Genomic DNA, 25,757 nt, shown 5'->3' with positions numbered 1-25,757 from the left:
AACGCGGGTTCCAATTCCGCGTGTTCCCTCTTCGATCCAGATCCGGCCCTTATGCGCTTCGATGATTCCTCGTGCAATCGCAAGGCCCATTCCGAGGCCTGTCGGCGGGAGCTGCCGAGAGCCTCCGGATGTCGCTGCAAAACGAAAAAACTTCTCAAATACCTTTTCTCTGGCAGAAGATGGGATTCCACTTCCTTGATCCTCGACTGCCACTTTCATTTCTTCCCGATCGTGCGTAATCATAATGTTAATCTCTTTGCCGGGCGGCGAGAACTTTGTCGCGTTGTCGATCAATATGTAAATAACCTCGGCAATTAATCTTTCATCAACGTGCACGGGAGGAAGATCTTCATCTATATCTACGTGAACGCGATGGTTGTGGGTGAGGTCACTCGATCGCGTCAACGCATTTGAAATGATTTCTTCCATACTGGACCATTTCTGCCGTGGCTCCATCCCCCCTGCTTCTATTCGCGCCATGCCAAGCAAACTTTCGAAAAGCTTATTCAATCTGTCGATTTCGGTGTCAATCACATCCAGCAGGTCGCGCTGTCCCTCGTTATCCAACATCAGGGACCCCGCATTTTTGGTTTCTGCGAGCAGAGTCGTCACTGCAGCTTTCATAGATGTGAGAGGAGTCCGCAAGTCATGGGTTACAGCATCCAGCAATGCGGATTTCAACCGTTCACTCTGTTTGTAAGCCTCGGCCTGACTTGCTTTTTCGAAGGCCGATTGTAACTCGGTGTACAGATGCTCTGCTTCTTTTTTTCTGCTTTCTGCTTCCGAAGCTCGACGCTTTTCTCTGGCCGAAAGACTCCCGGCGATCAGAGAGGTTAGTAGAAAGGCGGATAGCGCCACCCAGTTTTGCGGGTCTTCTATTACAAAAGTGTGATAGGGCGGCAAAAAAAAGAAATTAAAGAAAACGATTGACAAAAAGGAGATTACAAAAGCAGGAGCAGAACCAAAAATTGTTGCGGTTAGCAGGACAACGATCAGAAGTGTCATTGCAATCGTTGTAGTGTTAACGTGATCTCGCAGCGGCAACAGGATAAGAACCGCCAGTGCCAGAGCGACGATGCCCGCCAGATAACCTTTAAATTTTTCGAACACGAACTTCCTACTCCTTTCAATCTAACATAACGAAGCTTAAAGGCAGCGCGGGCATCCTGCCTCCGCGCATGCCGGCAGAATGCCGGCGGTCATTTATGCCAGCCTGGAGGCTGGCGCTCCTCTAATGAGCGCCGCCATTCTGGCGGCATTGATGTCCGCCGGCTTATAGCCGGCGTCGCGGACTTCAAGTCCGCACTGCAGGCGGGACGCTGCGGTCCCTTATGCGGGCCGGAGGCCTGCGCTCCCCTAGCGCACTCGTCCCGCCTTGAGCCCCTTGAACCTCTTGAGCTAAACTTTATTCGGCGGGAAGGAGAAAGTATGGATTCCCGCTATAAAAATTTTGATGATGGAGATCGCTTCAATCCGGAAGACAAAAATCAAGTGACGATGCCGGACCTGGATCAAAAGTTAAAAGAGCTATTCAGTTTTTCCTCTTTCCGGCCGGGACAAAAGGAAGTCATCAAACGGCTGCTCGACCGTCAACATACATTGGCTATTCTCCCCACAGGTTCCGGAAAGTCCCTTTGCTACCAGCTCGCAGGACAGCTTCTTCCGGGAACAACAATTGTTATTTCTCCTTTAATTGCTCTGATGCAGGATCAGGTTGATGCCTTGAGACAAAAAGGCTTTCAAAATGTCACTTTCTTGAGCAGTACGTTGAGCGGAGCGGAAATCGGATACCGCTACAGCCAGATGTCGCAGAACGCCTTCAAGCTGATTTACATTGCGCCCGAACGTTGTGATGCTCCCCGATTCCAACAGTTTTTGCGTTCCGCTTCCGTTGATCTGATCGTAATAGATGAAGCTCATTGCATCAGTAGCTGGGGGCATGATTTCCGGCCTCACTACCGAAAGTTGAGCAAACGAATTCCGGAGTGGAAGAAGGCCACGGTGCTGGCTTTGACCGCAACCGCCACAAAAGAAGTTCAACAGGACATTGTAACCACGTTGGGACTTTCCATGGGCAGAGTGATCGGAGATTTTGATCGCCCGAATCTGCGCTTCGAGGTCATCACTTTGGATACAACGGAGGAGAAGAACAGGAATGGAGGATCTTCGGGTTCAATTCGAATTGTACCGGCAAGGAGGACCGCACCCTGATGTTGCCAGGTTGCTCACAGTACTGCAAAATCCACACGCCGTCCCGCAGGCGCTTGTTGCTTTGACAATTCACGCGGTTATAGATATCAAGATTGTGGATGCAATTCCTTTTCTGGAGAGAATTCTCTTATTGCCAGATAGCAATCTGATCGCTGCCGCTTGTGAAGCGCTCGGAAAATTGGATTCTAAAAAGACAGTCCCACAAATACTTGCGCTGACAAAAAATCCGTCGCCTAATGTCCGGCGAGCCGTCGCGCGGGCTCTAAGTTTGCTGCAGGCGAGCTCGGCACGATCAGAGCTCCTGCGCTTGCTCAAACAGGATGAGTCGGAATCAGTAAGAATTGCTGCCCGCGCTGCATTGCTTAGAATCGGATGACAGCTTTGGATAGAAGGTCAATGACCTCTTCCTCCGTCAGGTCATGCCATTCTTCATAAGCATCTGCGACTGCAAAAATTTGTCCATACCGCAAGTTTCCGCAATAGACCGCATTCGCTAAAATCCCGAGCTTCCGAACGGAATCTTCATGTCCGGTTGGAACAGCAACCACAACCCACTGGGCATTTGACTGGAGAGCCGCTTCAACCGCCAATTGCATCGTAAATCCGGAAGCGAGTCCATCATCAATTAGGATGACGTTCTTTCCAGATATTTCTTGCTGCGGTCTTAAGCTGCGCAAGTGCGAAATACGGCGCGAGACCTTTTCTTTCGTTTCTTCGATCCCTTTCTGAACTTCATTCGGAGTCAATCCAAGATATCCTAAGAGCTCATCATTCAATTTGTAAGTTCCATCAGACGCTACCGCGCCATAGCCTGCCTCCGAGTTCCAGGGCAATGTAATTTTGCTGACAATCATAAGATCCAGCGGAAGATCGAGCTTTTCGCATACAGCAATCGCAACAGGCACTCCGCCGGAGGGGATTGCGAGCACTACATCTGAGTCTTCCCTTTGCCGACGTAAGAAAGAAGCGAGAACTTCTCCGCCATGGACTCGATCACGAAATACATGAGTCCGGTTTCGTAGATCTTCGATGTCAAAAATACTCATGGCAGTTTTGTCTACGGTTTGTGATTCGGATTTACGCTTTTTCGAATAACAGGCGGAGCTCTTTTTGTCTTTTCGAGAGCAACAAGAAACAAAGAACGAGAACGGTTTTCTTCAATCATCCTCGCCGGAAATAGGGTCTTGGATCGAATGCAGGATCTGCTTCAAAAGCTTTACTGAATGCTTCAAGCGCGTCAGCTTTATGTTTCATTACGTAATGCGCATAACCCATCATGTACCAGGCTGCGGCATTCTTGGGATCGGCAGCAACCACGTTTTGGAATTCTGAAATTGCCTGCGTGTAATTTCTTTGTCGGTAAAGCTTCATCCCCGTTTCAAAATCACCTGATTGTGCAGCGGGCGTAGCCGGAACGGCAGGAACCGCCTGTTCCTTTTCTTCTGTTGTGGATTCCTGCGCAAAGCAGGGCAAAGCCAACGCGATCAGGATTCCCGCAAACAATAGTATTTTCATCACAGCACCTCCACTGTTCTCAATATATATTCAAATGGATACAATGGTTCCAGTCAAATGGTTCTGGAGGGGTCATGCGTCTAGTGAACAGAGTTGCAATTGTAACAGGCGGGAGCTCCGGTATTGGCCGCGAAACGACATTATTGTTTGCCAGAGAAGGGGCAAACGTCCTTGTTGCCGATGTAAATGAACAGGGTGGCAGGGGAGTGGTTCAAGAAGTGGAAAATGCCGGAGGCAAGGCATCGTTTATTAGAGTGGATGTTTCGAATGAGGCCGATGTCCGGAACATGGTTCATGCAGCAGAGGCCACTTTTGGAAAACTGGATGTGATCATGAACAATGCTGGGATCTTTCCTGACGCAGATGGTTCCGTGACAGATACGAGTGAGGAGACATGGGACCTGGTGATGAATATCAATTTGAAAGGAGTATTTTTTGGGTGCAAGCACGCGATTCCTGCGATGCTCCGTTCCGGAGGCGGGTCGGTCATAAATATTGCTTCTTTCGTGGCGTTGATGGGCGCCGCCGTTCCGCAGATTGCGTATACAGCCAGCAAGGGAGCGGTGCTTTCTATGACCCGCGAGATTGCTGTCGAGTTTGCGCGTAAGAACATTCGTGCAAATGCTCTTTGTCCTGGTCCGGTAGAGACTCCTTTGTTAAACGCAATCCTGTCTGATCCGGTGAAACGTCAAAGACGTCTTGTTCATATTCCCCCCGGACGCTTCGCGCGCGCGCAGGAAATCGCTCAAGCGGCCCTTTTTTTGGCTTCGCAGGAATCTTCTTTTGTGAATGGAACGGCTTTCGTTGTGGATGGCGGAATTACAGCGGCATATATCACGCCGGAGTGATTTTTTTCACCGCAAAAGAACGCAGAGAGAGCGCGGAGACGAAAATGATTTCTGTTTTTTCTCTGAGTTCTCGAAGTTCTCTGCGGTGGAATTACTGGTTTTGAAGTAACCGGCGGGCTTGCGCAGTTGCGGCGGAATCCGGATAGGTTCTGCTCAATTCCTCAAAAGCTTTTTCCGCTTCTTTTCGCTTTTTCTGGCCCAGCGAGGAAACAACCATTCCAAAAAGGGCCACATCGCGTGAAACCAGATCTCTCTGTTCCAAACAGTCCGCAAAGACGTCCTGAGCGCTTTTGAAATCTTTCAGCTTCAAATAATTCCAGCCCATGGAAACCATGATTTCGTTTTTCTCCGCCGATGAAGTCGTGTGTCCAGCAGCTTTGTCATAATACATGTTGCTGAATTCATAGGCCCCTGCTTCATAATAAAAACGCCCAATACCGCGAAGAGCCTCAACATTCTTTGCGTTTTGCGACAGTGCTTCATTCCACGAATCCAGAGGTTTGTAGTCGGCAGGCACCAGTTTCATTGCGTGAAGATACGGCGCGGGACCATCAAAGCCGGCAACTCTTGTTAAGTAATTTCCCCAGGAATCAGTGAATACAACGGTAGGCACCGAAAACACATGGTATTTCCGGATGGCAGCGGTTGCGTTGTCAAAGTTGAGCCGCACAAGGATGAATTTTGAAGCGAGAGCTTTTCCCTCCGGAATGTTCCAGAGTTGCGTTTCCATTGCTTTGCAAGGTTGACACCAGCTCGCCCAGAAATCGATCAGAACCGGGCGCCCACTTTCCTTTCCTGCTAGCAATCCTTGATCGAGATCTTTTCGCCATTCGCTGTCTTGGGCAAACGCGGTTGGAACAAACAGAAAGATCCACAAAATAAGAATTCTTCTGATCACTGACCGCAATGGTAGCATAAACTCATCCTACGATTTTCGTCGAAATGCTCGTGGTCCTCTTTCGAAACTCACAGGAAAGCCATTGCGATCGAGGACGAGTTTCGCAGTCCCTTTTTGATATTGCCACTGCATTTGAATTGCAAAATTCATGTTTCCGTTTGTGTCCTCATCTCTACGGACAAGCCAGGCGTTATCCATGAGATCAAATCCACTGTTCACGAAAATCCCAAAATCGAACTCCTTTACAACCAGGTTTTTTGTTTCCCCGACCGCTAATTGCTTCAGCCTTGCGCCAATCAATGCTTTCATAGCGATAAAACCTCCGTCCAGAAGATTGTCCGGGGGCATGTGAATATCGGCGCGCTGCAAGCCTTCTTGATAGGGAAGGGAAGCTTGCAAGTTCGCGATTTGACCGGACACGCTGATCTTTAAGCGTGAATCACCTTCAGGTCGTGAACCAGCTACTTCCACTACGAGTCCCTTTTCGGAGCGGCGGATTTTCGTTTGATAAATCGCATCCATGGGCGCATCGGAAACTTGCTGGGAGAAAATTTCCTGGGCGCCGGAGTCGTTCTTTATTGTGAGCCGTTCCTCACCCAGCACCGTGTTGTTGAAAATGATTTCATAGCGCGCAGAAAACTCCGAGTGAGCCGGAAGTTCCGGCAAGTTTTCAAATCGATTTTGTGGAATCTTATAGGATTCAACCACATCTTTTAACATCACTTGAATTTTGTCTTCTGGAATCCAGCTTCCTTGCAGCATCACACCCGCTATCTGTTTTGTGCAGCCAATATTCCTAAGGGGATTGCACTTAATCAGAACGAGATCTGCGCGTTTTCCGGTTTCCACTGTGCCGAATGTGCTGAGCCCTTTCAAGAATTCCGCTGGATTCCTTGTTCCTGTCTGAAGAGCTTGATATGGGGAGAGGCCTGCATTCACAAGATTTTGTAACTCTTTATGAGCTGAAAATCCAGGGACAACGAAGTAACTGGGAGCATCAGTGCCGAGCAACAAGCGGGCCCCATTTTTTTGCAAAGCATGTGTCAACTCTTTTAGAACATGAATGCCTCTACGCGCGCCTTCAAAATCCTCCCGATTCATCGCTTGAAAACGAGCATTGCGGGATGGATTCCACATTAGCAGGCGAGAGGGAGCTACGTATTGTATTTCCGGTTGTTTAACCAGCTTCTCGAAATTCTCGCCCGCATCAGTCAAGCTTTGCTGAACCACAAGCGTCGGACAATTCCAGACTCCCGCCTTTTGCGTTTTCTTTGCCAGCTCTGGAATCTTTTCCTGATCGATGATTCCCGAAGTTCCTGGAGTTACACGCAAGGCCGTCATGTATCCGGTAAGATGTTCAATGCTGTCCTGTCTCATCGTGAGGGCGCCGGACAAACCCACCGAAAAAGGAACATGACCCGCCACGGTTAGATTCTGTCGATGCGCTGCAGAAACAATCTGTTCGTATACCGGTGGCGACAGGCGGTTATAAACTTTTACACAGTCGAAACCAAGCCGTTTTTGATGTGCAATATTCGCTTCTATTTCTTCGGCGGTTTGAAGAATGGTTACATTCTCTCCCGTTGGCGGATTTCCATCCAGAATCGATCCGCAAGAATAAATGGATGGGGCAAGGATTTTTCCTTTATCAATTTGAGGCCGCCAGGATAAATGCAGGGAGGTGCCTCGCATGTTTCTCACGGTGGTGATTCCGTTTGCGACCAGAAGAAGCGTGTCCGCTTTGCTGTGCAAATGAACATGCATATCCACCAATCCAGGCATCAGGAATAGATTTTTTCCTTTTATTGTTTGTGCGTTTTCCGGCACCGAAATTTTTCTCCAATCGCCGATTTGTGCGATACGACCGTTTTTTACAAGGACTGTTTGTCCGGGGACCGTTCGATCACGATCCATGGGGATGACGGTAACGTCCACAAACGCAGAAATCGATGGTGAAGACGGCTCCATCCAGCGATCCAGAATGCCGGAAAGAAGCAAAAGGAAAAAACAACCGGCCTTTGCGTTGAGAATCATAATTATTTATCTTGCGTAAGGCTTTGATTTTTTGCGAATCCACTCCGCCATCTGATCCTCTGTTATTTTCTTATTGGCAACCTTCAGCACAAAGTCGTATTTCGTTTTCCATCCAGCATGGAGGTCGTAATGATTCAGTCTTAGCATCAATCGCATCGATTCAAAGCCGGTTCGCTTGTTGCCGTCAACAAAAGGATGATTCATGATCAAGGAATGGCCCAATACTGCGATCTTGATAAATAGATCTGCATACAGATCTTGACCTCCAAATGTACTTTGTGGACGATAGACCGCCGATTCGAGTAGGTTTTGATCTCGCAATCCACCCAATCCACCACTCAAACGAATGATCCGATCGTGCAGAAATAGAATCTGCTTTGGGAAAAGGTATTTCAAGATTTTGCCAATCGCCGCAACAATTGACTATCTTCACGAAGCAATGCGTCAATCTCCTGTCTCAATTCGGCCGTTATCAGATCCTCCCGAACCTGCATCAAGATAAGATCAATTCCCTTCCGTACTAGCGCAGATTTTGGAATCCGCGTCATGCGGGAAACTTCGTCTAAAAGTTCGAGTTGTTTATCGGCCAATTTCAGGCTAATTGCTTTCATGGTTCCTCTTTTTATATGAATATAACAGAATAGTTAAGTATATTAAAGTATTACAATAGGCAGGTTCGCTCCAGTTAAGCAGGGTTTGATAGGGGATTTGCCGAATAAAAAAGCGGAAAAAGCAAACATCTGGCCTTTGCGATGAGAGTCATGTGATCTTAAATTATACTTTTGAATAGATGAATTCCAAGATCCTTCTCATTTTTATCTTTCTTCTTCCGATGGCAGGCACTTCTGCCGCCGTTACAGCTTCGAATGCTCATCAATTGCACACAGCAATTCTGAAGGAATTTGACGCGCGAAAGTATTCTGAAGCGGCGCGCCTGCTGAGCAGAATGAAGACAGAGGAACCGGAACGGTATGCGGCGCTTCCCTATGCTTTGTTGCATGCAAGAACTCTCCTGCAGTCAAATAACCCGCGGGAAGCCTTTATGATTTATCAGCAACTCGCCTCCGACCGGCGAGTTGCTCCTTTCGTTCTTCTCCCGCTGGCGCGCATGGCTGCCAATCAAGGAGTGGTCAATACCGCCGCGAGCTATTATCAGCAGTATCTGGGGCACGCTTATCCGGAATATGTCTCGGTCGCCAGAGAAGCGCTTGAATATTGCTGGCAATTGAAGAAAGCTGATTTATTGCATTCTACGGCTTTGGTTGTGCAGAACAGTTCTACATTGGATCGACTCGCGCAACTCTATCTGGGGAGAGCGTACGTGCTTCGCGGAGATAAAGCTCTGGCCAAAAATCTCTTCCAGAATCTGATTGCTTACAAAAAGAAAGATGATGTCACGAATCTGGCGTTGAGCGAACTCGATTTACTGGAGGGCACGCAGCTCAGTGCGCTGGAAAAACAGCGCAGGGGGCGCATGGCGTACGATGTTTGGAATTTTGATCTCGCGCGTAAATATCTTGCGCCGGTCTCAAACCAGAATATGCAGTCGGGATTCTATTATGCGCGGACGTTGTTTCTTATGGGGGATTTCGAAAATGCAAAGAAGGCTTTTCAGTCCGCCCTCAGTTTGTGGCCTCAGGATCCGATGTATACACAATGCCTTTACCAGTACGCAAACGTCTACTTGCGCGAAGGAAATTATCAGAAAGCAGCCGAGCTGTACAAACAATTGAAGGGAGTGGCGAGAGGAGAATTGCAGGATACAGCAACCTTCAAGTTGATCTACGCGCTTAGAGCGCAGAACCGTCTTCCGGATGCTTTGCGAGCCGTGGATACTTACACCAGATCCCGCAGCTTGAACCTTCGTGGAAAAGCTCTTCTGTTAAGAGGAAGAATCTATTTTCAGATGGGACGTTATCAGGATGCTGTTGCGGACTTCCAGCAGGCTTTGACTCTGAAACCTTACCGAAATCATAAAGAACTGCTTCTGTGGAAAGGAATCACTCTGGAGAAGATCCGGCGCGCCCCGGAAGCGCGGACTCTATTTGTTTCACTCGCAAACGGAAGCGATTTTTTTTCGCACAAGGCGCGGGAGCGGCTCTCCGCAAAAATAAGTATCCCGGAACAGAAAAAGTTAGTCACACGATTGCCGCAGCTGCCGGATGCTACTCACGAAGAGACGATCCTTTCGGAATATGCAAAAGGGAATATCACTCCCGCTTTTCTTTATTTACGGCTCTATGATGACGCGGCACAACTCCTTCCGGATGTTGACCGGCAAACATGGAGAATCCTGGCAGTAGATGAAACGAATCGTATGCAAAAGTTTCTTGCAATCACATACCTGGCGGGACTCGGTGGAAACTATTCCATAGCCACGTATTATTCCGAACTATTTTTGAAAAACCTTCCCCGCGATCTAACTCTATTTTCGCTTCCGCCGGAAATCCTTAAGGCCTTGTTTCCTATTCCCTACAAAGAGGAGGTTGAGCATTTCTCTCGGGAACGAAAGCTGGATCCTTTTCTTGTCCTTTCGATTATGAAACAGGAGAGCAAGTTTAAACGTTTTGCCCGCTCGCAGGCTTTTGCTCGCGGCCTGATGCAGATCATTCCTTCCACGGCATCACGCCTGGCCGCTATGTTAGGATTGCAGAATTTTGAAGTCGAGCAGTTGTACGTGCCGGAAATAAACATCAATTTAGGCACTCGCTACGTTCAGGAGATCATGAAAGAGTTCGGAAATAGCGTGGAATTTATCGCGGCAGGTTACAACGGTGGAGAACCGAACGTTCGAAGGTGGCGAGATGCCTCGATAGCGAATGAGACGTTGGACTTTGTTTCGAGCATCGATTTTAAAGAAACGAAGAATTACGTAATGATCGTAAAGACCAACTACGAGCTTTACAAGGGCATTTACGGAGAGAATTCTAGCGGCCAGACTGGAAGCTCATCGCAACCGTGATCCACACTTTTACCGGAACATTCTGTTTTGTGGCCGGAGCGAATTGCCATTCCCGGTACGCCTTTACCACGGCTTCATCAAGCATCGTATGTCCGGACGATTTTCCTACTTTGATGTCCAACACTCGTCCGGTTTCATCTATCAGCACGTTTAAACGGACTGTTCCTTCGAGCTTCCTTGCTTTGGCAGCGTCCGGATACTTTGCGTAAACTTTCTTGGTTGGTTTAGGAGGAACCACGTCAGGTCCCAGAGTTACCAGTTGTCCCCTTGTTACTTCGGGTGGTTTCGGTTTCGGTACCTCTACGACTGGAACCGGCTTAGGAATCTCTGCGAGAGTTCCTTTGAAGGTCACTTTTTTGTCCTGCGCCACCGTAATCGATCCCGTGTAGTCCTGATATCCATCCTTTTTTAGCGTGATGCTATAGTTTCCCGGTTTTCTTGTGAATGATTTCGGAGTGACACCGAGAACTCGATTCGCCAGTACGATGAACGCTCCTGCCGGTTCTGATTCAACGATAAGCGTTCCGCTTGCTGCTGCAGTTTTCTGCAACGTCATCGGCAGCGAGGCATTCGGACTTTGTTCTGAAAGCTCGACTTCCTGTTCCAGGTCCTGATAACCTTTCAGCTGCAACTTAACAAGATGCTTACCCAATGCGAGCTGCGGTATTTCGACCGGAGTAACGCCTTTTTCCTCACCGGCCAGGAATACGGTCGCTCCCGCTGGGTCTGATGTAACCATAATGCTACCTTCAACTTCCATGGGCTGCGGCTCGCGTTCGACCGGCTTCGGTACATCTTTTTTTGTCTGTGCGGTCTGTTCTGGCGTCTCAGGCGTTGGTCCCGGTACATCGGGTTTTCTAAAGAAAAGTATAGCGCCACCGATCAGCGCAATAAAAATCACGACAGCGATTGCACCATAGAAGTAACGCTGCATGCTCGGCGGTTTTGCTGCGGCAGCAGGCCGCGACTCGATTGGTTTTGTAAGCGGATGTACCGGCTCAGCGGGAGCAGAGGGTGGAACAACAGGCGCGGGCCTTGGTGGCTCCGGAGCCGGCCTCGGAACTTCCGGCGCGGCGGCAATGGGAGGAATATCTCTCATCATTTTTGTCGGAACGCTTAAAATTTCTTGAGGCGGTTCTATTGGTACTGGTTCCTGGACCGGTGCAGGCCGAGGTACTAATACTGTAGCAGGCGCGGGAGCTTCTTTTTCAGGTTCAGGTTCAGGTGGCTTAAAATTGCCAATCATTGTTGCCGGAACTTCATCAAACGGTTCTTGAGCGCGACCATTGCCTTTGGATTGTTCCGGCTCAAATTCTTCTACCAATTGAGTGGGGATGCTTACTGGTTTCTGTTCGGGAGGGCCACCAATGGGTGAAGTATCTGAAGCTGGAACTGCGATCTCTGCCCTTGGTGAAGGTGGAATCGTCGCCATCTCTTCGGAATCCAGCCCTTCCATTTCCATGAGATTTCCTGAAGCCGGCACGAAGTCAGATGGCATCGAAGCCGGATCACCAGCTGCAATCGTTTCAGAAACCCGGGGCTCCTCAACCGACAAGTCCACTGCAGCGCCAAATGGCATCTCAATGAGTTCGGTTTTTTGTTCTACAGGTATCTCAATTGCCTTTTCTTCAACTGCCCCCGGTTTCTGCGTGGTCTCAAGTTTAATCTCTTCCTTGAATTCACTCTCCCGGAGCGTCACCAGTTCCATCACAGGTGCAGCTTCCGCCATGGCAAGAGATTGCTCAACAGATGGAGCCGTTTCTACCGGTTCGGTGATGGGTTGTTGTTCTTCTTTTCCTATTTCTGCCGTATTTGCATCGAGAAAAAGATGAGCTTCCTGTTCCAATTTCACGAGCTCGGGATTTATTTCCGGCCCACTCTCTTCCATGATTTGCGAAGCGTCAATCATCAACGTAGGAGAAGCGGATTCCGCTTCCTCTTCCGCTATATAGGTTTTTTCAAATTTGCCTGTGGATTCGTTCAGTGAGCCTTCAAACCCGAAAGGATAGTAGGTCTGATCGGAGGAAGGGAGAATTGAATTGAGTGCTTCCAGCATTTCACGGGCGCTGCGAAACCGTTGATTCGGCGATTTTGCAAGCGCAATGCTGAAAAATGAATTCCAATCTTCGCGGGTAATCGAAAAACGATCCAGATTGGCGGGAGTCGCAGGAACATCGCGCGCAATCATCATGATGGTGTTCGCAGCTGTCGTACCCGGAAAAGGAAGCTCTCCGGACAGCATGTGATAGACCACGACTCCCAATGAAAACAGGTCGCTCGCGGGTGAGACTCTTTCACCCAGCGCCTGTTCCGGTGAAATGTAGTGCGGAATACTCAATAGCTTTTTCGTTTGAGCCGCTGCAATTTCATCCAGACCGGCAATGCCGAAATCCGTAATCTTTACGTGAAGATCAGATGTGATCAAAATGTTTGTCGATTTGAAGTCCTGATGAATGACGTTCTTTTTGTGAGCAAAATCAAGGGCGTCGCACGTTTGCTGAAGGACATTCAAAAACTCTGATCGCTTAAACTGATGCTTCTGCCTCAAAAGCGATTCAAGATCATGTCCTTCTACATATTCCATAGTAATGTAGGGAATCTTCTTCTCTTCACTTAAGTCATAGATAATGCAGATGTTAGGATGGTTAAGCGATGTAGACGTACGCACAACACGGTAAATTTTTTCGAAGACTTCCGCAAATGTTGTGGTTTCCTCCAGCGCGTAAAGTTTGATAACTTTGATGGCAACAGTGCGGCGTATGACCGGATCTAGCGCTTTATAAACGGCTCCAATCGGGCCTTCTCCTATCTTTTCAATAATTTCAAAACGGCCAATGGTGTTTTTCTTTTCAGGCATGTACCTCCGCCTCGACGTAAGAAAATTGTAACTTACTGAGCCAAATTGGTCAACGAAACTCTTGAAGCTGCACGATTTATCCGCTCTATCCTTCAATCCGGTTTATCCCCTTCTCAATTGCGAACGCACGTTTATTCGATTATATTGAGTCCGATGGGTGGAGCATCGCGGGAAGGGACTGAGCGTTACAGGAGCCGGTGGCAAGGACCGGCAGATCATTTTCAAGACATTCAGGATTTGTGGATATCGAGTATCGGTCTGGGAACTTACCTTGGGGAAATGGATGAAAAGACCGATCAGGGCTACGAAGCTTCGGTCTCTCGCGCTTTAGAACTTGGCTGCAATCTGATCGATACTGCCATCAACTACCGCTTTCAAAGAAGTGAGCGAAATGTCGGAAACGCCTTGAGAAGATCCCTTGAAAAGGGAATCGTAAAGCGCGATGAGGTGGTGGTCTCCAGCAAAGGCGGTTTTTTGAGTTTTGATACTACCTATCCTCCGAACCCGGGGCACTACATTCAGGAGGAATACATTGCGAGTGGTATTTGCAAACCGGAAGAAATTGTGGCGGGCTGCCATTGCATGACTCCCTCATATCTTGAGAATCAACTCGAAAGAAGCTTGAAGAATCTCGAAGTTGATTTCATCGATATTTACTTTATTCATAATCCTGAGACCCAACTGAGCGAAGTATCCAGACAGGAATTTCTCCGAAGAATGCTGGCGGCCTTTAAGCTTTTGGAAAAGAAAGTTGAAGAGGGAAAAATCAAGGTTTATGGAACCGCCACATGGAATGGTTACCGTGAGATTCCCGGTGGACAGGGCTTTCTTTCCCTGGAAGAGCTGGTTGGTCTTGCTCGTAATGCAGGCGGCGAAGATCATCATTTTCGGGCCATTCAGCTTCCGTTGAATCTTGCAATGCCTGAAGCCTTATTGAGCAAGAACCAGAAATACGGTTCTCAATCGGTTTCTTTGCTGGAAGCGGCGCATCTTCAAAAAATAATTGTTCTTTGTAGCGCATCGATTCTTCAAGGACAACTTGCGAGAAATTTACCTGGTTTTGTTGGCCGATTCTTTCATGATCTGTCAACAGATGCACAGCGGTCGATACAATTTGTTCGATCCACACTGGGAGTAACTTCAGCGCTTGTGGGTATGAGTAATCCCAAACACGTGGAAGAAAACTTACAGGTTGCACAGACACCCCGAGTGCCCTGGGAAAAGATGCGACAGCTTTTTTCAGATAGGTGACCTGTTTTGAGGACAGTCCATGGCATGATTCTTCGTCGGGTACAGAACGGCATGGAACTTGTATAGGCAAAGGGTGAGTCTAATTATATGGAGTTTAAAAGTCGGAGGGAAGGAATGAAACGGGGAATACTGTCGGGTCTGATCCTGACTCTCATTTTAGTTTTTGCGGTGGGATCTACCCAGGCTGGAGATGTGGTTTATACGCTCTGGGAAGATGATCAACAACAGTTCTGGGTGCGCATTCAAAACGATACGGATCGTACTATACGTGTAGAGAACATTTTGATCATTTTCTACAACGAGAAAGGGAAACAAATCGAACAGCGAAATGCTCCTTGCAAAGGAAATTGTACTTTGGCTTCACATGACACAAGAGATTTTGGTCCACACCAATCGCCTGCCAACACGGAGAGTGCACGCGTCCGCAACGTGAAATACTCGGTGGAATAGCTCTTTAACGCAGAGACGCAGAGACGCAGAGAAAAAATTTGATTTATTTAAAACTCTGCGTCTCTGCGCCTCTGCGTTAATATTTTTTCTTAATGGTTTTCCGCACGAGCCAGTCGGTCCAGGAGGGGGAAATTGCGTTGAGGACCATCAAGCTTCGTCCCAGTTTTTGTGTGATCACGCGGGAGGCAGGATGCTCGATCGCGCGCACGATTGCTTCCGCGACAGAAGCAGGATCCTGCACAGATCCGGAATGCTGAATCTTTTCGTCGCCTGGATTCTCCGTTGCTTCGATGAATTCTGTTCGAGTCGCTCCCGGAAGAATCAGGGTACTTGCAATCTCGGGTATTTCTCTCCGAAGCGAGTCCATCAATCCGACCTGGGCGAACTTACTTGCGCAATAGGCCGCCATCATCGGCGTGCCTCGCACTCCGGCCATAGAAGAGACCGTGAGGATATGCCCCTCTCCCTGTTTTTTCATGATCGGAATCGCATGACGAATACAGTAGAACGTGCCCATAAAGTTCGTGCGCCAGATCCTTTCCATTTGTTCCGGAGTCGTTTCTTCAATTGGAACGTAAAGTCCGGAGCCGGCATTGTTGATCAACCAGTCGAGCCGTTTGTATTGCTGAAGGACGGATTCGAAAAGCCGTTCCACATCTTCCCGGCGGCTGACATCCGTTTCTATCGCAAGTGCGCTTCCACCTGTTTCACGGATCTGTGCGGCCAAAGCATCGAGCCGCGCTTTACGGCGTGCAGCGAGCACAACGGTCGCTCCGCGCCGTGACAGAGCGAGAGCCGACTCTCGCCCGATGCCGGAAGAGGCCCCGGTGATCAGCGCTACTCTTTCTTTCCACTTCATGTGCTCCGATTATAAAACAGTTCCGGATGGTACAATGCTTTTCATGGATGCGATCGTTATTATCCTGTTTGGATTGCTGGTTGCCTTCGCTTCATTCCTCGTCCTCTATTTGTTCCGGCAGGTGCAAGGTGCGCGCCAGGACCTTCAAAATCAGATCGGCCAGCTGCAGCAGGCTGTTTCACAGCGTTTCGATGCAAATGTTCAGACGGTCACGTCACACCTGGGCATCATCACAGGCCAAATTACAAATACTACAAATGTAGTAGCTCAAGTGGAGGGGAAACTGGGGCAAATGCAAGAAGCATCCCGGCAGATCTTTGATCTGGCCAGACAGATGTCCTCGCTGCAGGAGATTTTGCAGTCCCCTAAAATGCGCGGAGGCCTCGGAGAATTTTTCCTGAATGATTTACTCGCCCAAACTTTGCGACCGGAAAATTACAAGATCCAGTGCTCATTCAAAAACGGAACGATTGTGGACGCGGCGTTGTTTGTGGGCAAGAACATTTTGTGCATCGATTCAAAATTTCCACTCGAAAATTTCCGGCGCATGTATCAGATCGATTCGGAAGCGGAACGAAAGAATCTGCGCAAACAGTTTCTTACCGATGTAAAAAAGCATGTCAACGATATCGCGGCCAAATACATTCTTCCCGATGAAAATACATTTGATTTCGCGCTCATGTTTATTCCCGCCGAGAATGTTTACTATGAGCTGATCGTGCGTGATCAATCGGATCTTTATGAACACTGTTTATCCAAAAGAGTGATTCCCGTTTCCCCGAATACTTTTTACGCATATCTGCAGGTCATCCTACAGGGACTTCGCGGGTTTCAAATTTCCGAACAGGCAAAACAAATCCTTTCGCAACTGCAACAGGTCGGGAACGATTTGAGCAGGCTGGAAAATGATTTCACAAAAATTGGAAGCCATCTCCGGGATGCTCAAAGTAGCTTCGAAAAATCGGATTTACGGCTGCAGCGTTTGAAAAAGAAGGTGGCAACTATGGGAACTACGGAGTTAGAGGAACCAGAAGAAATGCTGGCGAGCAGCGAAGCCCGCAAGCCGTTTGAATAGCTGGGACACTAGATCAATACAAAATTGCAAACCTGCCACTTACCAGATTCGAAAATCATTTGAAAATCGTGCGTGGCGAAACCCGTATAGGAGTTGCCGTCGATTTCTGTCCAGGCAAAATCGGCAGGAGCAATAGCATGCGCTTTTGCTGTTGTAGTAAATGAAACCTCAATGAAGCCCGGGGTGGCCTGCGTTTTAACAATAACCTGCTGTTGTCCTTCGATGATGTTAATCTCGTGAGCTTTTCCATTGCAACCCGGGGAATCACTCCAATTAATCACAATTTGTTCTGCTGTTAGCTTGTCCAATTGCGAATAGCGCCGAAAGAATTCTCTGACCACTGCGCGAATCTCTTCTGTAGCTTTGGCCTGGTCAAATGCTCCGACGATTACATCCTTCCGCTCGGAGCTTTGTAATCCATCATTGTCGGTTACGACAAGTGTGACACCAAAAATCCCAGCCTTTCCAAAATGCACGGTTGTTGTTTCCCCTGTTGCCGTATCTCCATTGCCAAAATCCCAGGAGTATCGAACGATCGAACCGTCAGAATCCGAACTGTTGGCGGCACTGAAAGTGTAAGTTGTGTTGACATCACCTGTCTTTGGCTGAATGACAAACTTGGCTGTGGGTCCGGTTCCGCCAAATACCGTCAGAGGTTGAGTCGCGGTGCCGGTTGCATCATCATTGTCGACGATCTTCATTGTAACTTCAAAAGTACCGGTGCTCTTGAATTTGTGGGTTGCAACGGCTCCGATCCCCGTCTTTCCATCTCCAAAATCCCATTGATAACTGACAATCTGACCATCCGGATCGGTTGAAATCGTGCCATCGAACGTGTAAATCGTATTCGTCGCTCCCTGATCCGGAAAGACTGTGAATCGAGTAATCGGAGATCTGTTATTGATCACTTGCAAAAGATTCCCAGCGGTTCCAGTTCCAACAGATGTAGTAACTTGAACCGGCCGGCTTCCGGAACTTGCATTTGTATTCACCGTGAATCGTACTTCTATAGTTGTTGGATTGAGGACTGCGAAACCTTCAACAGTGACTTCGTTTCCTAAAAAGACCTGACTCGCTCCGTTGAAATTTGTGCCTACAATCGTCCCAACCACTCGCTCCCCCCGACTTACGCGGTTGGGTGTGATGGAAGCTATCGTGGGTGGTAATAGAGTCGGACCGGTTACGGAATCGTTGTTGCATGCCACGTGTAGAATGAGCAAGAAGAGGCCAAGCGCAAAAATCACGCCGCGTTTCATATTGATTGATTCCTCCCAAACGAGTGGAAATTTGAAAAGCGGCATTATAACATATTCAATATTTTTCACACAAATTCCTTTTTTCTCCTCCTTTCTCCGTCGAAACTAGACCTAAATCAAGACCACCATATATAGTGGTGTCACTCGAGAACGATAGAAATAGTTGTATATTCCCTTGATTTTATGTATACTATCCTCCGCTCAAAAATAACCGTCCGGAAACAATGAGCAACACACCAAGGAGCCATGAACTAAGCGAGATTTTTGAACAGGTCTCATCGCTTCATTGCTCATTACTCGGAACTAAAAGAATAAAAGGAGAGACAACCCCCCATGGTTACGGTATTTAGACGACCAAACATAATTGGCAATTGGCCGGAGAATGCGCTGGAAGTGCTTCGGATGCGCTATCTCATGAAAGATGAGAATGGCAATGTCATCGAATCAGCGGATGACAGGTGCTGGAATGTAGCTGCAGAGATCGGAAAGGCAGAACTTTCCTGGAAGAGCAAGGAAGAAGCCGATGATATTACAGGCGAGTTTTACAAAATGATGGTGGAACGTAAGTTCATTCCCAATTCACCCACAATGATGAATGCGGGGAAGGGGAATCAGTTACAGTATTCTGCGTGTTACGTATTACCGGTGGAAGATAGCATTGCGGGCATTTTTGAATCAGTAAAAAATGCAGCAATCATTCACAAATCGGGTGGTGGAACAGGTTTTTCATTTTCGCGAATCCGGCCTCGCGATGATATGGTATCCACCACGAAAGGCGTTGCATCGGGTCCGGTTTCGTTCATGAAAGTTTTTGATGCTGCCACCGAATCGTTAAAGCAAGGGGGAACGAGACGGGGCGCGAACATGGGAATTCTCCGGGTGGATCACCCGGACGTATTGGAGTTCATTGACTGCAAACTTTCGGGGGAAGTCAGTAACTTCAATATTTCTGTTGCGATCACGGATGAATTCATGGGCGCTTACGAACGGAACGAAACGTATGCGTTGATTTCACCGAAGACCGGAAAAGAGACCGGAAGGTTGAACGCTCGTGATGTTTTCAAGAAAATCGTAGAGGCTGCCTGGCAAACAGGTGATCCCGGCCTGGTTTTTATCGACAGGATCAACAGCGGTGGCGCGAATCCAATTCCCGCCTGCGGTCCGGTTGAATCAACAAATCCATGCGGCGAACAACCTTTGTATCCGTATGAGTCCTGCAACCTGGGATCCATCAATCTGGGTTACATCATAAAGGATGGGGCTCTGGATTACGCCGAACTGGATCGCATCACGCGTTTGTCTGTGCGATTTCTGGATGATGTGATTGAATGCAATCCATTTCCTTTAAAGCAGATCGATGACATCGTAAAGAACAATCGCCGGATTGGCCTGGGTGTAATGGGTTGGGCGGACCTGTTATTTCAATTGCGGATTCCCTATCAATCTGAGGAAGCAATTGAGCTTGCGCAAAAGCTCATGCAGTTCATTGAAGAAGTTTCGCATGATGAATCGCGAGCGCTTGCCGAAGAAAGGGGAACCTTCCCGCGCTGGAAGGAGTCGATTTATAAAGACCGGTATCCTTTGCGCAACTCAACGGTCACAACGATCGCGCCCACTGGAACGATCAGCATCATAGCCGGATGTTCCAGCGGGATTGAGCCGATCTTTGGTTTGTATTTCAAACACCGTTTGGGTTTTGAGTTCTTCAATCCTTTCTTTGAAAAAGTGATGCGCGAAGAAGGATTCTGGTCCGAAACTTTGAAAGAGCATGTGCGGAAGCATGGAACCATTGCAGATACAAATCTTCCGGAAGAGTTAAAAAATCTCTTCAAAACAGCTCATGAAGTATCGCCGGAATGGCATGTAAAAATGCAGGCGGCATTTCAGAAATATACGGACAACGCGGTATCCAAAACGATCAATCTTCCGAATGGCGCAAGTGCGGAAGACGTTGGCGATGCGTATTTGCAGGCCTGGAAACTGGACTGTCTGGGGATCACTGTTTATCGCGACGGTTGCAAACCGATGCAGGTTTTGACGCACGGCACGAAAACGGCGGCTCTCGAAATTCTGCCTACTGACAGAGACACGATGAAGGGGCGTCCGGATGTGCTCACCGGCCGAACCATCAAGGTGGAATCTCCGCATGGCACGGTTTACACCACGATCAACGAAAACGGGAACAGCGACGCGTTTGAGATTTTCGTGAACGTAGGAAAAGCTGGGTCCGACGTTGCTGCTGATGCGGAAGCGCTGGGCCGCAGCTTGAGTTTGATGTTGCGAATGCCTTCCCCTTTAAACGCGGATCAACGTGTGGATTTGATCATTCGCCATCTTCAGGGTATTGGAGGTTCGCGAGATGTTGGTTATGGTCCAAAGCGGGTACGTTCCGTTCCCGATGCGATTGCACGCGCGCTTCACAAGTATCTGGATTCCAGAAAGGACATGCCGAAAGGCGCTGAAGTCCAGGATTCCGAGCTACCACGACCGGAAGGTCTGGCTACTGGGAATCTCTGTATTGAATGCGGCAGCCCCACTGTGAAACAGGAAGGCTGCGAAAAATGCCACTCCTGCGGCTGGTCCAACTGCTAATTTGAATTTCTCTACGGGGCGCGATTCGTCGCGCCCTTTGTTTGTCCGCCACTCTGCTAACATAAAGATATGGAAGTGACGTTTGAGCGCGGAGTGTTCACTCTGAGTCTCGATTTCGAATTGATCTGGGGGACTCTAGATAAACCCGGACTGAACGGTTTTCGCAAGGCCTGTGAGATCGAGCGGGAGCAAGTCATTGACCGCCTACTGTCGGTCTTCGTTGAGTTCGAGGTTCCAGCGACCTGGTGTGTTGTTGGCCACCTGATGCTGGATCATTGCAATTCAGAACAGGGCGTCAAGCATCCTTCTATTGTTCCTCCGCGTCACGCGTGGTGCCCGGATTGGTTTGCACAGGATCCCTGTGGAAATGAAGAAACTTTTCCGCTATTTTACGGGCGCAGTCTCATTGAAAAAATTAGAGATTGCCGGGTTCCGCAGGAAATTGGTTGTCATTCTTTTTCACACGTGATTTTCGGTGATTCGGGTTGCTCTGTAGAAACCGCAAAAACGGAACTGGCAGCATGCGTGGAGGCGGCTCGTGAATTGAAACTTGAGATGCAGTCTTTTGTATTTCCCAGAAATAGCGTTGGCCATTTACAGGAACTTGCCAATTTTGGATTTCGAGTTTACCGCGGGCCTGCTCCTTCCTGGGACAATCGGGTACCCATCGAAATCTTAAAACGTCTTGCTCGCTTGAGTGTTGCTTTCGCCGCTGTGCAGCCGCCGGTGGTGCTGCCTGAGAAGGCGGATCATGGAATCTGGAATGTACCGGCTTCCATGATGTATTTTCCGATGCACGGCATTCGGAGATTCGTCCCGTTGAGTTTACGAGTTCAACGCGCTCGCAAAGGTTTGAATGCCGCTGTCCACCACAAAAAAATCTTCCATCTCTGGTTTCATCCTACAAATCTCGCAGATCATATGGAGATTATGTTTCAAGGCCTTCGAATGATTTTGGAACATGCGAGAGCTTTAAGAGATCGTAACGAGTTGGATATCCTTCCGATGAATTCAGTTATACCGCAGGAATGAGCAGCCAGACGGAAAAATTTTGGACTGGCAAGAAGGTTCTGATCACCGGCGCTTCCTCAGGTCTCGGTGCGGCTTTGGTACAGGCTCTTGTTCCTTACAAAGTCCATTTTTGTTTGCTGAGTCGCAGGGCTGAGCGAATGGAGGAATTGATCCGTAATCACGCAAACGGTCCAAGTCAATTTTGGATCCGTTCGTGCGATGTGAGAATACGCGAGCAAGTCGAATCAGCGGTGGGAGATTTTGCGAGCGCTGTAGGTGTTCCAGACGTTGCGTGGGTCAATAGCGGGGTGGTAGGCGACACGTCCTTTGCTCATTGGGATTGGAATGTCGTGGAAAACATCTTGGATACGAATCTCAAAGGTGCGCTCTACACCGCTTATGCCTGTTTGAAATTTATGGTTCTTCAAAATCACGGGGCTATCGTTGCGATCAGCTCTGCCGCTGCGATGCGGGGACTCGGTGGAAGGTCGATTTACAGCCTGACAAAAATCGGACTGGCTTACTTCATGGAAAGCATGGCAGTGGAGCTTCCACAAATTCAGTTCACGACAATTTTTCCAGGTTTTGTGGACACCCCGGCAAATCGAAATAATCCGAACCGTTTCTGGCTTCTGACTCCTGAAAACGCGGCGCAGAAAATGATTCGAGCTGTGGCAAAGGGAAAACCTATCTATATATATCCGCTGCCAATGAAGCTTCTTTTCCACGCAATACGTGCGCTTCCCGCTCCGCTTTACCGCGCGCTTTCTCGGCGCACGATGCGGATTACGCGTCCAGGAAGATAAAGTTCTTTGGGATTTGCCGGTAATTATGGTGAAATAACTGCTTCAAATGATCGGTAGTAAGCTTGCGAACCGCTATGAACTTGTGCGCGAATTGGGTCGGGGGGGAATGGGCGTCGTCTATCTTGCCAACGATCCTGTTCTTGATCGCGAAATAGCAGTAAAGGTTGTTACACCGGACATGGTCAGTCCGGAAAGCACGGAACGATTCAAGCGGGAAGCCCGCGTTGTGGCCAAGATGGATCACCCATCTATCGTTTCTGTCTACGATAGCGGGGAGCAGGAAGGCGCTCTTTTCTTTGTGATGCCTTTTGTTGAAGGCATGAATCTACGTTCTGTCCTCCGGAGCCAGACACTTCAGCTTGGTGAGTTGATAGAAATCGCCATACAAATCGCGGATGCGCTAGATTACAGTCATTCGCGTGGCGTTGTGCATCGCGACATCAAACCGGAAAACATTATGGTCACTCGCAAAGAAGGAGAAGGGATTCGAGTTCGTGTCACGGATTTTGGTTTGGCGATGGCCCCTTCGCAGGAACGGATTACCAAAACAGCCACAGTGGTCGGCACGGTAACGTACATGAGTCCTGAACAAGTATCAGGAAGGGAAGTGACTTCGGCCTCCGACATTTATTCACTCGGAACGGTTCTTTACGAATCTCTTGTAGGTCAAACTCCATTTTCTGGTGAGGTGCAAGCGCTTCTTTACCGCATTTCCCATGAAATACCTGTACCGCCCAGAAATATGGCAACGGAGATCGATGAAGAGGTAGAAGACATTCTCTTGCGCTGTTTGGAAAAAGATCCTGTGAACAGACCGTCCGGTAAAGAGATTGTGGACTTTCTTTCGAATTACCGGAACAAGCTCCATAGTACCGGCAGGCACCGCACGGCCCTTCCCAGTTCCACGACCATGAGTTTTCAAATGGCTCGGCCGGCCATGAGGCCCTTTGCCGGAAGAGATAAAGAGCTCGCCGATTTACAAAGAAAGTTGAATATAGCGCTTACAGGAGAATGCCAGTTTGTTCTTGTCGGAGGGGAAGCAGGAATCGGAAAAAGCCGTTTGTTGGAAGAATTGGAAAACCTTGCAAAAGTTAGAAACATTGCAGTGCTTCACGGAAGATTTATGGAAGTCGACCATGCTCTTCCTTATCAAGGTTATTGCGAGGCGATTCAGGAATATTTTCGAACACGATCCTCTACGGGAACAACCGCTGATTTTTCCGATCTCGCCCCCGATTTGATTTCGCTCTTTCCTGTCCTTGCGGAAATTCGGGATCTAGCCCGATCTTCTGAAGAATCTGTCCGGTTGAATGCGGAAACAGGTTCAAAAAAATTTGAAGATCGCACTTATATATTTGAACTGCTTGCGCGAACTTTAATCAGAATGGCCGCAGGCAAACCTCTACTACTGATACTCGAAGATTTACATGCCGCCGATGTTTCGCTTGAGGCGCTGGAATATATCGTGCGCCGTCTTGCCCCGACGCCAACACTCATCGCCGGAACGTACAGAACAACAGAAGTGGATAAACGCCACCGCCTCTCCAAATTATTAAGCGGTTTCAAAGGAGATAAACGGTTCACGTCGATTCAACTGGGCCCGCTATCCGTATCCAACCACCGTTTGTTTTTACAGCAGCTCATGGGTGGCTCCGAAATGGACGACGATCTGGCAGCCCGCTTTTTTCAAGCAACAGAGGGGAACCCTTACTTTACTACTGAATTAGTACGTTCCCTTATGGATGCTGGAGCAATCGTCAGAGACGATACGGGAGTCATGCGATTATCCAGTGAGACCGCTCTTACGATGGAAGAATTACCGGTAACAATTCAGCAAGCTGTCGAAGAGAGGATCGAAAGGCTTCCTGAAAACCTGCGTGAAATCCTTGCGCTTGCTTCTGTTCTTGGCCGCAGTTTTGAATTTGCGGATTTGGAAAAGATGTCCGATCTGAAAGAGACGGAGGAAGCGGTGGAACAATTGATCCGCTCCGGTTTTATCGAAGAGGACCGTCAATCCAGATCAGACCGGCTCATCTTTTCCAGTGGCGTGGTCCGTGATGTTTTGTATGCTTCTCTGCCGTGAAGGAAACGGCGCGCGCTGCATCGAAAGCATGCGGAAGATTTGGAGAATCGGAATCGCGGACGGATTGAAAGGGTAAATGCGCAGTTATTCGAACATTATGTTCATGCCGATCTTCCTGAAAAGGTTATTGAATATGGATTCCTGCTTGCGCGGAAGTCACTGGATGCTTTTAGTCCCGAAGATTCGATTCGAGTTACACAAACGGTTCTCGACTTCCTGGAAGAAGACGGGGACACTCTGACACGCGCTGAGGCAAAAGCCCTGTCCGCTTCAGCCCAACGCATGATCGGGAACACCAGCGCCGCCATAAAAGAATTGGATGAGGCCATTTCAATGTTTGAGAAGGCAAACGAGAACTCTCGCGCATTGGACTCGATCGTTCAAGCTTCACAAATTGCCTGGCATGGCTTAAAGGTTGAAGAAACGCGCCGCTGGGTAGAACGCGGTCTTGAACTGGCGCGTCGCATGAACGACGCCCAAAATCTGGCAAAGTTGCTTTCACTTGCTGCGACTGTGGCCAACATGCGAGGAGAATACAGAAAAGGGCAGGAATATCTGGAAGAAGCTGAAAGAATCAAACCGGTGAGGCCCGAGACCGTGCAGGAAGTTGCTGCCGGCGGCGTGATTTCGATTGCTCTGTCTTCAAAATGCGACGCAGTCCTTCCGGCGAACACATTCAGCAATGAGGAGGCAGAAGTACTCGCGAATGTATTTGAAACTCTGGTCACGACCGATGAACAGGGGAACTGGCTTCCGAATCTTTGCGAACGATGGGAAACGCTCAATGAAGGGTCGTTGTTTTTGTTTGTTCTTCGAAAAGATATCCGGCTACACGATGGAAGACCCTTAACGGCGCAGGAAGTGAAGCGTTCGATGGAGACCGGTATCCGAAAACTGCGGAGGTCCATGCCGCCGGCCTTTGCGGCGATTACCGGTTTGGAACCATTCCAAAAGAATGCAAGTTCGGGCCTGTCCGGAGTCATAGTTCTTTCAGAAAACATTATTGAAATCCAGCTCAATGAAAAAATTCCGATCTATCCTGCGTTGTT

At 48.6% G+C, this 25,757-nt stretch carries 22 protein-coding genes; 12 read left to right on the top strand and 10 right to left on the bottom strand.

Annotated elements, in window-relative coordinates:
• Positions 1-1,110, bottom strand: a 1,110-nt coding sequence (locus L0156_21860) for a DUF4118 domain-containing protein (GenBank protein MCI0605641.1), incomplete at its 3' end; no start/stop codon positions are given.
• A gap of 318 nt (positions 1,111-1,428) precedes the next feature.
• Between L0156_21860 and L0156_21855 the strand changes: the two genes are divergently transcribed.
• Together L0156_21855 and L0156_21850 are read left to right on the top strand one after the other, a co-directional pair.
• Positions 1,429-2,211 carry a DEAD/DEAH box helicase gene (locus tag L0156_21855; protein MCI0605640.1) on the top strand — a complete coding sequence of 261 codons (783 nt, stop codon included), beginning with the start codon at positions 1,429-1,431 and terminating at the stop codon, positions 2,209-2,211.
• Positions 2,156-2,587, top strand: coding sequence for a HEAT repeat domain-containing protein (locus L0156_21850; protein ID MCI0605639.1), 432 nt, complete (start codon positions 2,156-2,158; stop codon positions 2,585-2,587). Before L0156_21855 ends, L0156_21850 begins: the two co-directional genes overlap by 56 nt.
• Here L0156_21850 and L0156_21845 read toward each other — a convergent pair.
• Entirely contained in the window at positions 2,574-3,257 is a 684-nt protein-coding gene (locus tag L0156_21845; GenBank protein MCI0605638.1) for a phosphoribosyltransferase, read from the bottom strand. The genes L0156_21850 and L0156_21845 overlap by 14 nt on opposite strands.
• 115 nt (positions 3,258-3,372) lie before the next feature.
• On the bottom strand, positions 3,373-3,726 hold the full coding sequence (locus L0156_21840; protein ID MCI0605637.1) for a tetratricopeptide repeat protein: 354 nt from the start codon (positions 3,724-3,726) through the stop codon (positions 3,373-3,375).
• 74 nt (positions 3,727-3,800) lie between these two features.
• Here L0156_21840 and L0156_21835 point away from each other — a divergent pair, with 74 nt between their 5' ends.
• Entirely contained in the window at positions 3,801-4,574 is a 774-nt protein-coding gene (locus L0156_21835; GenBank protein MCI0605636.1) for a glucose 1-dehydrogenase, read from the top strand.
• A 91-nt stretch (positions 4,575-4,665) separates the two neighbouring features.
• Here the strand turns inward: L0156_21835 and L0156_21830 are convergent, their stop codons facing one another.
• The 4 genes from L0156_21830 to L0156_21815 are packed head-to-tail and all read right to left on the bottom strand — an operon-like array spanning position 4,666 to position 8,117.
• The gene (locus L0156_21830; GenBank protein MCI0605635.1) at positions 4,666-5,490 is read right to left on the bottom strand and encodes a thioredoxin family protein; all 825 of its coding nucleotides are present in this window, start codon (positions 5,488-5,490) and stop codon (positions 4,666-4,668) included.
• A gap of 9 nt (positions 5,491-5,499) precedes the next feature.
• Complete coding sequence (locus L0156_21825) at positions 5,500-7,506, bottom strand: amidohydrolase family protein (GenBank protein MCI0605634.1); 2,007 nt, start codon at positions 7,504-7,506, stop codon at positions 5,500-5,502.
• A gap of 6 nt (positions 7,507-7,512) precedes the next feature.
• Positions 7,513-7,902, bottom strand: a complete 390-nt coding sequence (locus tag L0156_21820) for a type II toxin-antitoxin system death-on-curing family toxin (protein ID MCI0605633.1) — start codon at positions 7,900-7,902, stop codon at positions 7,513-7,515.
• On the bottom strand, positions 7,899-8,117 hold the full coding sequence (locus tag L0156_21815) for a ribbon-helix-helix domain-containing protein (protein ID MCI0605632.1): 219 nt from the start codon (positions 8,115-8,117) through the stop codon (positions 7,899-7,901). Before L0156_21815 ends, L0156_21820 begins: the two co-directional genes overlap by 4 nt.
• Before the next feature lie 179 nt (positions 8,118-8,296).
• On the opposite strand from L0156_21815, the gene L0156_21810 reads away from it, so the two are divergent.
• Positions 8,297-10,468, top strand: a complete 2,172-nt coding sequence (locus L0156_21810; protein ID MCI0605631.1) for a transglycosylase SLT domain-containing protein — start codon at positions 8,297-8,299, stop codon at positions 10,466-10,468.
• Here L0156_21810 and L0156_21805 read toward each other — a convergent pair.
• Positions 10,434-13,325 (bottom strand): TonB family protein, encoded by a 2,892-nt coding sequence (locus L0156_21805; protein MCI0605630.1) that lies wholly within the window; start codon positions 13,323-13,325, stop codon positions 10,434-10,436. The genes L0156_21810 and L0156_21805 overlap by 35 nt on opposite strands.
• A gap of 45 nt (positions 13,326-13,370) precedes the next feature.
• Here L0156_21805 and L0156_21800 point away from each other — a divergent pair, with 45 nt between their 5' ends.
• The gene (locus tag L0156_21800; protein ID MCI0605629.1) at positions 13,371-14,576 is read left to right on the top strand and encodes an aldo/keto reductase; all 1,206 of its coding nucleotides are present in this window, start codon (positions 13,371-13,373) and stop codon (positions 14,574-14,576) included.
• A gap of 114 nt (positions 14,577-14,690) precedes the next feature.
• A complete protein-coding gene (locus tag L0156_21795) occupies positions 14,691-15,026 on the top strand; it encodes a hypothetical protein (protein MCI0605628.1) in 336 nt (111 codons plus the stop codon).
• Positions 15,027-15,102: 76 nt separating this feature from the next.
• On the opposite strand, the gene L0156_21790 is transcribed toward L0156_21795, so the two are convergent.
• Complete coding sequence (locus L0156_21790; GenBank protein ID MCI0605627.1) at positions 15,103-15,885, bottom strand: SDR family oxidoreductase; 783 nt, start codon at positions 15,883-15,885, stop codon at positions 15,103-15,105.
• A gap of 43 nt (positions 15,886-15,928) precedes the next feature.
• On the opposite strand from L0156_21790, the gene L0156_21785 reads away from it, so the two are divergent.
• A complete protein-coding gene (locus L0156_21785; GenBank protein ID MCI0605626.1) occupies positions 15,929-16,960 on the top strand; it encodes a DNA recombination protein RmuC in 1,032 nt (343 codons plus the stop codon).
• A gap of 8 nt (positions 16,961-16,968) precedes the next feature.
• Here the strand turns inward: L0156_21785 and L0156_21780 are convergent, their stop codons facing one another.
• Positions 16,969-18,216 (bottom strand): PKD domain-containing protein, encoded by a 1,248-nt coding sequence (locus L0156_21780; protein ID MCI0605625.1) that lies wholly within the window; start codon positions 18,214-18,216, stop codon positions 16,969-16,971.
• Positions 18,217-18,549: 333 nt separating this feature from the next.
• Between L0156_21780 and L0156_21775 the strand changes: the two genes are divergently transcribed.
• The 5 genes from L0156_21775 to L0156_21755 all read left to right on the top strand — a co-directional run.
• Complete coding sequence (locus tag L0156_21775) at positions 18,550-20,808, top strand: vitamin B12-dependent ribonucleotide reductase (GenBank protein ID MCI0605624.1); 2,259 nt, start codon at positions 18,550-18,552, stop codon at positions 20,806-20,808.
• A 69-nt stretch (positions 20,809-20,877) separates the two neighbouring features.
• Positions 20,878-21,840, top strand: coding sequence for a polysaccharide deacetylase (locus L0156_21770; protein MCI0605623.1), 963 nt, complete (start codon positions 20,878-20,880; stop codon positions 21,838-21,840).
• Positions 21,837-22,625, top strand: a complete 789-nt coding sequence (locus tag L0156_21765; GenBank protein MCI0605622.1) for an SDR family NAD(P)-dependent oxidoreductase — start codon at positions 21,837-21,839, stop codon at positions 22,623-22,625. Before L0156_21770 ends, L0156_21765 begins: the two co-directional genes overlap by 4 nt.
• A 46-nt stretch (positions 22,626-22,671) precedes the next feature.
• Positions 22,672-24,708, top strand: a complete 2,037-nt coding sequence (locus tag L0156_21760) for a protein kinase (GenBank protein MCI0605621.1) — start codon at positions 22,672-22,674, stop codon at positions 24,706-24,708.
• Positions 24,709-24,747: 39 nt separating this feature from the next.
• A partial coding sequence (locus L0156_21755) for a hypothetical protein (protein ID MCI0605620.1) occupies positions 24,748-25,757 on the top strand: 1,010 nt, incomplete at its 3' end.

The sequence above is a fragment of the bacterium genome (assembly GCA_022616075.1).
GTDB lineage: Bacteria > Acidobacteriota > HRBIN11 > JAKEFK01 > JAKEFK01 > JAKEFK01.
This window is presented reverse-complemented; position numbering and strand designations above follow the sequence as displayed.